Origin of the sequence: Rhizobium sp. BK650 (assembly GCF_014195325.1) — a bacterium.
GTDB lineage: Bacteria > Pseudomonadota > Alphaproteobacteria > Rhizobiales > Rhizobiaceae > Rhizobium.
In genome coordinates this window covers 65,575-74,621 of sequence record NZ_JACIBK010000019.1, presented here as the reverse complement: position 1 = coordinate 74,621, position 9,047 = coordinate 65,575, and the positions used below count along the sequence as shown (strand labels likewise).

The following is a 9,047-nucleotide window of genomic DNA, read 5'->3' as shown; positions in this document are numbered from 1 at the left end:
CACATAGAGAGGCCTGACACACGACCGATAGAATTCCTCGTTCGCGGAAAGCCGTTAAAAAATCTTCTTGCCAAACCGGGGGCATCCACACACGCGCCGGATTTGCCGGAGACCGTTTGGATAAAGTTATGCGGCCAATGGCGGGCCCGTTCAGCATGGCGTAGTGGCGTTCTTCGGCCTCTGCTGGCGGAATGTTTCCGATCGGCTCCAGAAGACGCCGGTTGTGAACATGGGGTAATCGCGGTGCGATCCCCTGTGACAACCAAGTTCATTGCGGGGTGGTTGCCCCCCGGTCGTGTCTACGCCAAATTCGAGGAGGGGTTTGATACATCTGACTTGGTCTCGGCCCGACAAGCATGGATTTTGCCGCAATCGACCTTTGGTTGGAACGGCATGCTGGTTAATCTCAACTTGAGGACAGAGTAGTATCGACGGGCTGCTGCCGTGGAGTGTGAGTCAGCACCAACGGTTGACCCCCTTGTCACCGACGCCGATCCGGCACTGACTGCCTTAAGGAAAATCTTTGCAGCTCACGGCATCGGCAGGAATTCCTCGCCACTCTCGACCCGAGAACCGATCTTTGCCTTTGAAAGGATCTGAACCGACAACCCAGCGATGATTAATGACCGATGATCAGCAAATTCACTGCGGCAGGCGCTGACGAGGCATAGATTTCAGCACCAAATGGTGCTAAAAATTTGACTTCAACGTGGGAGCCCCACCATGCGATCTACCATTAATCTCGACGACAACCTCATTGAAAGAGCAAGGTCTCTAACCGGAACGAAGGAAACGGCTGCGCTTGTCCGTCAAGCCCTAGAAACGCTTGTGCGGGTCGAGTCGGGGAAGCGTCTCGTCGCGTTAGGGGGCACCATGCCCGACGCAGAGGCAGCCCCTCGTCGCCGGAGTGAAGCGGCCAAATGATACTGGTTGACACCTCAATCTGGATTGATCATTTCCGCCATGGAGAGGCCGAGTTACGCAAGGTTATTGAAGAAGATCGCCTACTCTGTCACCCCTTCGTAATCGGCGAGTTGGCGCTTGGCAGTCTTCGGGACCGTGATGCGGTGATGGCTTTCCTAGCAGCGCAGCGGGAAGCATTTATCGCCACGCACGATGAGGTCATGACGATGATCGATCAACATTTGATCTTCAGCATGGGGATTGGCTATACGGATGCGCACCTGCTGGCTTCGACGCTACTCGACCGGCGGTCGACTTTGTGGACAAGAGATAAGCGCTTGGCAGCAGCGGCTCAAAAGGCAGGCGCGTCACTTCATGTACCTGCGGACACACCCAACCAGGAGGGCGAGTCACATTGAGGTTCATCGCCTTGATGGGAGCAGAACCTGGGACCTCGAAATTTGGGCAGTTGAGGGATGTGAACGGGCGGCGGCTACACTCAGATAAGGACCAGCGGAGACGGCCGAAGCCGGTTCCGTACCTTCACTCCGCTCAACGAGTAAATGGCCCCGACCAGCTGTCAGGCAAATGAGAAACTGCGGGGTCAAATCTTCACTTCGCTTGACACCAGCCCGAACGATCTTCGAGATAGACTCGGGCCAGGCGCTTCCCACAGGCTGCGTGTAATCGCATCAAACGAACGATCGCTGTAGATTCTTAAGAATGTTATGTCGGGAGATCCCACGGATTTACGAGCGCCACTCCCATGCTTTCAAAATCTTTGACGTTGCGCGTGACAAGCCTCATACGCCGAGTGAAGGCTGTCGCCGCAATGTAGGCGTCATTGATAGGTTTGGGGTTGGGCACATGCCATAGGGCCGCCTGAACGGCCGCCGCCTGGTCCAGAGGCAGGATGCGGCCGGAAAATGCCGTGAGGACCGTGTTTTCCAGCCAGTTGCGCAGCACCTTCCCGGCGACTGCATCATTATGCTCCACCAGCTGAACGCCGATCTCCAACTCGTGCAGGACTACGGATGAAATGAAGGTCTCGGCCGGATCGACGGTTTCGTTCCAGACCACGACATTAGGATCAGCCTTGCCGCTCGCGACCTTGCGCAGTTCGGACACGACATTGGTATCGAGCAACAGCATCAGGACAGGTCGACCGGCCGCGCAAGTTCCGTGCGTTGCGGGAGCGGCAAGTCAATATCGTCCGCTCCGGGCGCGGCCAGCATGTCACCGAGTGTCCGCATTTTGCCGGTAAGCCGCTTGTACTCATCGAACGACAGGAGAACATGCGCAGGTCGTCCCCTGTCGGTAATGATGACCGGTCCATCCCTGGTGGCGCGCTTTGCGCGTCCAAGATCCTGATTGAGTTCTCGGCCTGAAAGCGTGGTAACGATCATGACAAGCCTCCAACATTCGTGGCTACGTAACCACATTTAATCCGTATAAACTGGAATTGCAACTGCAGAGCTCCTTAGACTGAGCTCACCCTGCCTGGACCCGCTCGGCAATCCGCCGGACCAGCGGTTGAGCGCATTCGCCGCGTGGAGGATATTTCTGTGCCTCCGGGTATCCGACTGTGGGTCGAGTCGCTCCAAGAGTGAAACCACATCGATGGAAGGTACCGTGGCAAAGGCGGAGGCACAAATGAGCGCACAGGCTCACTGGCAACAGAGGTTTCGACAAAGCGGCAATGCCGCTGACTAGGCTCGGAATCAGACCTGGTGCGGGTATGATTTTCAACCGCTGTTTAAGCAAAGCACCGTTTTCTTTAATAAGGAAGAAGCTACGCTAAGCCCCCTTAAATAAGCACCACTCAAATCCAGCCTTGAAAGGATCAGAACCGACGGCCCGCCATCATGACGTCTTCAGGGCCGATAGCCGAACGTCCGCTACTTCTTCAGGGAACGGTTAAGCGGACACTCCGTCCCCATCGGTTCGGTGTCATGGGCAGGCCGTCGGCAGCCCTAACCCAAACGGACGGTTTCGATCAGGTAGGCTCGACGTCGGGGAGGGTCTCTCGACCCTCTCCAATGCGCTGGCATTGGACGAGCGCGGTTTATCAGGCGACGCGCATTGGAACGAGGAAGCGAAATCATTGATCGCCGATTGCTGCTGCATGTGCTCGCCAGCCAGCCTCTAGTTCGTTGGCGTCCTTCCACGATCCTGATGGCAACGGCTGGATCCGGCAGGAGGTCACAGAACGGCTTCCGGGCAGGATGCTAAAGCACGGCGCAATGTTGTCTTACGTGAAGGCAGCCGCCTGCTCATGCCGGGTCAGCACCAGCTGAATGGACGATTTGCGGATGGACTCGACGACGTCGAGATTTTTCTTCGCCTGGAATCCCGAAGATGCGGTCGACACCCTCGTTTTCGAGTGCGGCCACCAGAAGATCGGAGCCTTTGGTCATGACGGATGCCTCGTTTGGTTATCAGGTCGATCCATGAGCGATCGCGATGGAGCGAGTGCAAACATCAGCGCCTTCCCGATCCGATCCAACGGTAGTTCGGTGCATATATCCCCGATTAGGTGTGCTTAATCGGCCTGCAGAAGATCGCCGGAAAGGACCCACCTTCGGCCCAATTCGGGGTACCGCAGATATTCGCCTTGAACCAATTCGACCTCGTACCAGTCGTTCAAGGCCATAAATTATTGAAAATTCCGCGCCTTCACCTTCAGCGTGTCGATATGCAGCTCGGGTATGTAGATGTCCCTTACCTGCACCACAGGCTTCGAACTGTCCCGCGGGTCAGGCCCGCCACCATGCTTGACCTGATCGCCACGTCCATGAGGCAGAGGAAACCCTCCGTCGCTCGCCCCGATATTGGCGAGTTTTGACGACAGATCGAACAGCCTCTGGGCCACGAGATGCACAACCTCGCCTTCCCGCTGGATTTTGCCGTTGATCGCCATCATGCTCGCACCAATCAATATCCGGCGCTGACGCTCGAACAGCGATGGCCACACAACAGTATTGACGATCCCGGTCTCGTCTTCGAGTGTCAAGAACATGACGCCCTTAGCCGATCCGGGCCGCTGCCTGACGAGAACGAGACCAGCCGTCATCAGCCATCGACCATCCCTCTGGCTCATGGCTTCCGCGCAGGTGACAATGCTCTTTCTCGCGAGTTCACTGCGAAGGAAACTGACTGGATGCTGCCGAAGGGTCAGTCCCGTGTGGGAATAGTCCTCGACGACCTCCCTGCCCTGCGTCATCGATTTCAGTGTCACCTCTGGCTCCCGCATCTCAGGTATCGTCCTGGCTTCGCGCTCGGCGGCCGCTGCCCAGAGTTCGAGGGGTTCGTCGCGTAGCGCCTTGATGTCCCATGACGCCTGCCGGCGCTCGAGCGTCAGCGACGGCAGGAACGCATCGGCTTCGGCCAGCTTCTCCAGAGCCGCGACCGGAACACCGGACCGTCGCCACATATCGTCGACGGACATGAATGGATGGTCGGTGCGGGCGATGACGATTTTGGCAGCATCGTTCAGCGCGAGGCCTTTGACCATTCGCATCCCCAACCGGACGGCGAAGCGATCGGTGCCTTCGATCGGCTCCATCGTGCAGTCCCAGCGAGAACGATTGACGCAGACGGGCCGGATTTCGACGCCGTGTTTTTGGGCGTCCTGAACGATCTGGGCGGGCGCGTAGAAACCCATCGGCTGGCTGTTGAGCAGCGCCGCGCAGAAAACATCCGGATGATGGCATTTTACCCAGCAGGACGCATAAGCGATGAGCGCGAAGCTCGCGGCATGGCTTTCAGGGAAGCCATACGACCCGAATCCCTCAAGCTGTCCAAACGTTTGCTCCGCGAATTCCGGCGTGTAGCCGTTGGCAATCATCCCGGTGATCAGTTTGTCCTTAAACTTCGAGACGCCGCCCGTGAATTTGAACGTCGCCATCGACTTCCGGAGCTGATCGGCTTCGCCTGCGGTGAAGCCTGCGCAGACCATGGCGATCTTCATGGCGCTCTCCTGGAACAACGGCACCCCGAGGGTTTTCTTCAGCACCGCCTCGAGTTCGGATGTGGGGTAGACTACCTCTTCCTTGCCTTCGCGTCGGCGGAGGTAAGGATGCACCATGTCACCCTGGATCGGGCCAGGGCGTACGATCGCCACCTGGATCACGAGGTCGTAGAAGGTCCTTGGCTTCAGGCGAGGAAGCATTGCCATCTGCGCACGGGATTCCACCTGGAATGTCCCGAGCGTGTCTGCCTTGCGTATCATTGCATAGGTTTGCGCTTCCTCCTGTGGGACGTCTGCAAGCCCCATCGGAAGCGACTTATGTTCGGCAAGCAACTCGAACGCCCTGGACATGCAGCTGAGCATTCCCAGCCCGAGGACATCCATTTTCATAAACTTCAGGGCCTCCAGATCGTCCTTATCCCATTCAACGACCTGGCGGTCTTCCATGGAGGCCGGTTCGATCGGCACCAAGTCGTCCAAACGGTCGTGCGTCAGCACGAAGCCGCCTGGGTGCTGTCCAAGGTGGCGCGGAGCGCCCATCAGCTGCGACGACAGATCGAGCGCCAGACGCAGGCGATAGTCGGCCGTGTTGAGATTGTTCTCCTTGAGCTGTTGCGCTCCGACACCCTCAGACCAGCCCCAGACACCTGAGGACAGCTGTTCGATCAGGTCCGTCGGCAGACCTAGCGCCTTGCCCACATCCTTCAGCGCCCCTTTCGTGCGATAGCGGGTGACCGTACAGACCAGCGCGGCACGGGAACGGCCATAGGTCTCGTAAATCCACTGGATCACTTCCTCGCGGCGATTGTGCTCGAAGTCGACGTCAATGTCGGGCGGTTCATCGCGTTCGCGCGATACGAAGCGCTCGAACAGCAAGTCGGATGTCTCGGGATTTATCGACGTGATGCCAAGGCAATAGCAGACCGCCGAATTGGCGGCCGACCCTCGCCCCTGACAGAGGATGCCCTGCGAGCGTGCATACCTGACGATGTTGAAGACGGTGAGGAAATACGGGGCGTACTTCATCTCGCGGATGAGGTCCAGCTCGTGCAGGATCGACTTCCTGACCTTTTCCGGGATACCTTCAGGATATCTTTCCGCAGCCCCTTCCCAAGACAGTTTCACCAGCGACTGCTGGGCGTCAAGGCCAGGGACAATGGCCTCCTCGGGATACTGGTACTGCAACTGGCCGAGGTCGAAACGACAGCGGTCGACGATCTCGCGCGTCCGAGCCAGCGCCTCGGGATAGTCGGCAAGTAGCCGATGCATCTCCTCCGGCGGCTTGAGGAACCTATCGGCATGCCGCTCGCGGTCGAACCCGACATCGTCGATGGTCGTGCCGTTTCGAATGCAGGTGACGATATCCTGCAGCTGCCGCCGCCCCGGCTCGTGGAAAAGGACATCGTTGGTCACGATGGTCTTTACTCTGTGTCGGGCGGCCATGTTCGACAGGTTGTGAAGCCTGAGGCGGTCGTTCGGCCGACGCCGGAGGCAAAGCGAGACGTAGGCACGATCGCCGAAGATCGCAGCAACCCTCCTCAGCTGGCCTACGTAGATGTCGTCCGCCTCATCCGGCACGAGGATCGCCAGCAGTCCCTCGCTATAGGCCTCGACATCGGTGATATCGAGGATGCACTTGCCCTTGCCGCCACGGCTTTTCCCCAGCGATAGCAATCGGGTCAGCCTGGAATAGGCGGGGCGGTCCGTTGGGTAGACGAGAAGGGACATTCCGTCCGCCAGGTCAAGACGGCAACCGACGACGAGGCGAACCCCTGTCGTTTTTGACGCTTCCCAGGCGCGGACAATGCCCGCCAGACTATTGCGGTCGACGATGCCCAGCGCGTCGATGCCGTACATTGCAGCTGTCGCGAACAACTCCTCGGCCGAACTCGCTCCGCGGAGAAAGCTGAAATGTGTTGTCACCTGGAGTTCGGCGTATTTCATCACCCGAACACTCCATGCAGAAACCACTTATGCGAGCCCGTGGCCACATCGACGCCGTCACCGGCGCGGAAGACCCAGTACCGTTCTCCCGTTTCGTCCTCGACGACGAAGTAATCGCGGACGGCGCGCATCTCCAAAGGCGTGGTCCACCATTCGCCGAATATGCGCTCGGGGCCGTCGGCTCGCTTCACGCGACGGCGCTTCCCTCTCCAGGTGAATACCGCCGGCGGCTGGTCCGGCAGGACCGCGATCACTTCAATCTCTTCCGGGTGGAGGAGCAGACGCGAGGGCCTCGGCCACTTCGCACCCCATGTGGCTCCGGTCTCCTCGATAGTCGGTCCGATACGCGCCACCGAGCGCTCGGGGACATCTGAAGCAACGGGCGTCACACGATAGAGGCGCTGGCCACGATTGCCGAGGATATCGACCAACGGCGTGACGTCAACCACCTGCTCTTCGATCAGAGACGTTGCGATCTGCTTTTCTTCGAGGGGTTCTGCCATGATCGCAACGAGGACCATCCGCTCGATCCCGTAGCCGGGGTCGATCTTCTCTATGCGGTCGCATAACAGTTTGGAGAGACGGGCCGGGTCACGCACAGGCTTCGCCAATCCGGCTCGCAGGGACTGTCTCGTATTGTCAACCCGATGGATGATGAGATCGGACCGCCTGACGCCAAGCCCACGGGCTTCCAGTTCCGTCGTCAGTTGGCCGACCAGGCGTCGGACGTATTTCGCGATGGTCTCGGCAGCGCCGATCGGCTCCTGGAAGTTGCGCGACACCTCGACCAGCTCTGGTGTGCGAAGCGGCTCGATCGGTTCGGCGACGCGGCCGAACAATTGGTCGAGCCGCCTTCCCGGCTCCGGACCGAACCGAAGCGTCAACGGCGCGCGCGGCAGTACCGACAGTTCGCCGACTGTCTCGATGCCCATGGCCCTCAATCCATGGGTCGTATCCAGCGATAATCTCAGGCAGTGGATCGGCAGTCCGACCACCGACTTTGCAAGACCTCCTATCGGAACGACCGTCGTCTCGGCAGATGTTAGGCGGGCGACCGCATGGGCGGCACCCCACGTGTCGGCAACTGCCGCCCGTGCTGTGAGACCCCGCGCGCGAAGCATGTTCACCAGTCCCGAAATCAGGCGATCCTCGCCTCCTTGAAGATGGTCGGCACCTTCCGTGTCCATCACGATCCCGTCTGTTCCGTCCACCGCGACGACCGGGCTGTACTGCCGCAGCGCCCACAGCGCCAGGCGTTCGAGCGCCGCGGCGTCCGCGGTGGGGTCGGCATCGACGGTCACGAGATTGGAGACCATCGCCTGCGCCTTGCTTGCCGGCATCCCGGAATGGAGACCAAGCTTTCGGGCGTTATTATCCGCAGCCGAAATCCAGCGTTTCGATCCGCTTTTGGCGATCACCACCAGAGGCTGGTCAGCCGGAATGGCGTCCTTGCCATGCCGTCTGATCCGGTCTGTCGGCAGAAACGGGAAGTAAACGGATACGACCCTTGGCATCACAGGCTCCTATTTCGAACTCAGCACACTCGCCTGCTTTCACGCGCATCAATTCGGCCAGCCACCTGGCGCGACCTACTCCGGAAACGGGTAACGGCTCGGAGGGCAGCACGCTGATCCGCCATCTTGTCGTCGACGCTGTCGGCTGACCGTAGTCAGAGGCCTCGGATTGTCTCCTCCACCTCCTGAGAGCGATCGCCATCGTGCCGGTCTTCTCGGCAGCCAGATGCAGGCGGCGCGACGCTGTCATCGGCAATCGGACGAGTTCCCCGATCACAGCTCCAAGACCTCCAAACGCTAAGCCCTCCTCCATCGACGCCAGAACATCCTCCTCGCGATCGCTTTCGCAAAAAATGACCCGATCGGGATGCAGTCCCGCCTGCGAGACCGCCGGGAAAAACAGGTCGGGCCTCGTCAGGCACCAAAGCACCTTGCCCTTCATTCGCGCAGCTATTCCGGCCACCATCAAAGCGGCGGCCGCGCCATCCACCGTTCCCGTCCCACCACCTGCAAACTCGTGCAGAGCGCCGCAGACCAGTCCGCCGCCAGGAAGGGCGCAGTCGATCTCTGGGACGCCGAACGGCAGGACAAGCGGTTTGCGTGTCTTCCCTCTTTCGAGGTGTCGAATGCGCTCCCTCAGCTCGGAAATGATAGGATTCGCGCTTGCTTTGGCCATGGCCGCTCATCGTCAGTTTCAGGTTTCCTAATTGCGCAAC

At 59.4% G+C, this 9,047-nt stretch carries 7 protein-coding genes and 1 pseudogene; 2 read left to right on the top strand and 6 right to left on the bottom strand.

Annotated features, from left to right (window positions below):
* The first annotated feature begins 723 nt into the window (after positions 1–723).
* The gene (locus tag FHX15_RS29740) at positions 724–924 is read left to right on the top strand and encodes a type II toxin-antitoxin system VapB family antitoxin (RefSeq protein WP_184401918.1); all 201 of its coding nucleotides are present in this window, start codon (positions 724–726) and stop codon (positions 922–924) included.
* Positions 921–1,322, top strand: coding sequence for a type II toxin-antitoxin system VapC family toxin (locus tag FHX15_RS29735; protein WP_184401917.1), 402 nt, complete (start codon positions 921–923; stop codon positions 1,320–1,322). Before FHX15_RS29740 ends, FHX15_RS29735 begins: the two co-directional genes overlap by 4 nt.
* Before the next feature lie 307 nt (positions 1,323–1,629).
* Here the strand turns inward: FHX15_RS29735 and FHX15_RS29730 are convergent, their stop codons facing one another.
* The 6 genes and pseudogenes from FHX15_RS29730 to FHX15_RS29705 all read right to left on the bottom strand — a co-directional run bounded on the left by FHX15_RS29730 (position 1,630) and on the right by FHX15_RS29705 (position 9,007).
* On the bottom strand, positions 1,630–2,055 hold the full coding sequence (locus FHX15_RS29730) for a type II toxin-antitoxin system VapC family toxin (RefSeq protein ID WP_184401916.1): 426 nt from the start codon (positions 2,053–2,055) through the stop codon (positions 1,630–1,632).
* Positions 2,055–2,309, bottom strand: a complete 255-nt coding sequence (locus tag FHX15_RS29725; protein WP_184401915.1) for a type II toxin-antitoxin system Phd/YefM family antitoxin — start codon at positions 2,307–2,309, stop codon at positions 2,055–2,057. The genes FHX15_RS29730 and FHX15_RS29725 overlap by 1 nt, the downstream gene beginning before the upstream one ends.
* Before the next feature lie 851 nt (positions 2,310–3,160).
* Positions 3,161–3,320, bottom strand: a pseudogene (locus FHX15_RS29720) (thiamine pyrophosphate-binding protein); the annotation flags it as partial.
* Between the two features lie 239 nt (positions 3,321–3,559).
* On the bottom strand, positions 3,560–6,817 hold the full coding sequence (locus FHX15_RS29715; RefSeq protein WP_184401923.1) for an error-prone DNA polymerase: 3,258 nt from the start codon (positions 6,815–6,817) through the stop codon (positions 3,560–3,562).
* The gene (locus FHX15_RS29710; protein ID WP_184401914.1) at positions 6,817–8,331 is read right to left on the bottom strand and encodes a DNA polymerase Y family protein; all 1,515 of its coding nucleotides are present in this window, start codon (positions 8,329–8,331) and stop codon (positions 6,817–6,819) included. The genes FHX15_RS29715 and FHX15_RS29710 overlap by 1 nt, the downstream gene beginning before the upstream one ends.
* On the bottom strand, positions 8,249–9,007 hold the full coding sequence (locus tag FHX15_RS29705) for an ImuA family protein (RefSeq protein WP_184401913.1): 759 nt from the start codon (positions 9,005–9,007) through the stop codon (positions 8,249–8,251). The genes FHX15_RS29710 and FHX15_RS29705 overlap by 83 nt, the downstream gene beginning before the upstream one ends.
* Positions 9,008–9,047 lie beyond the last annotated feature (40 nt).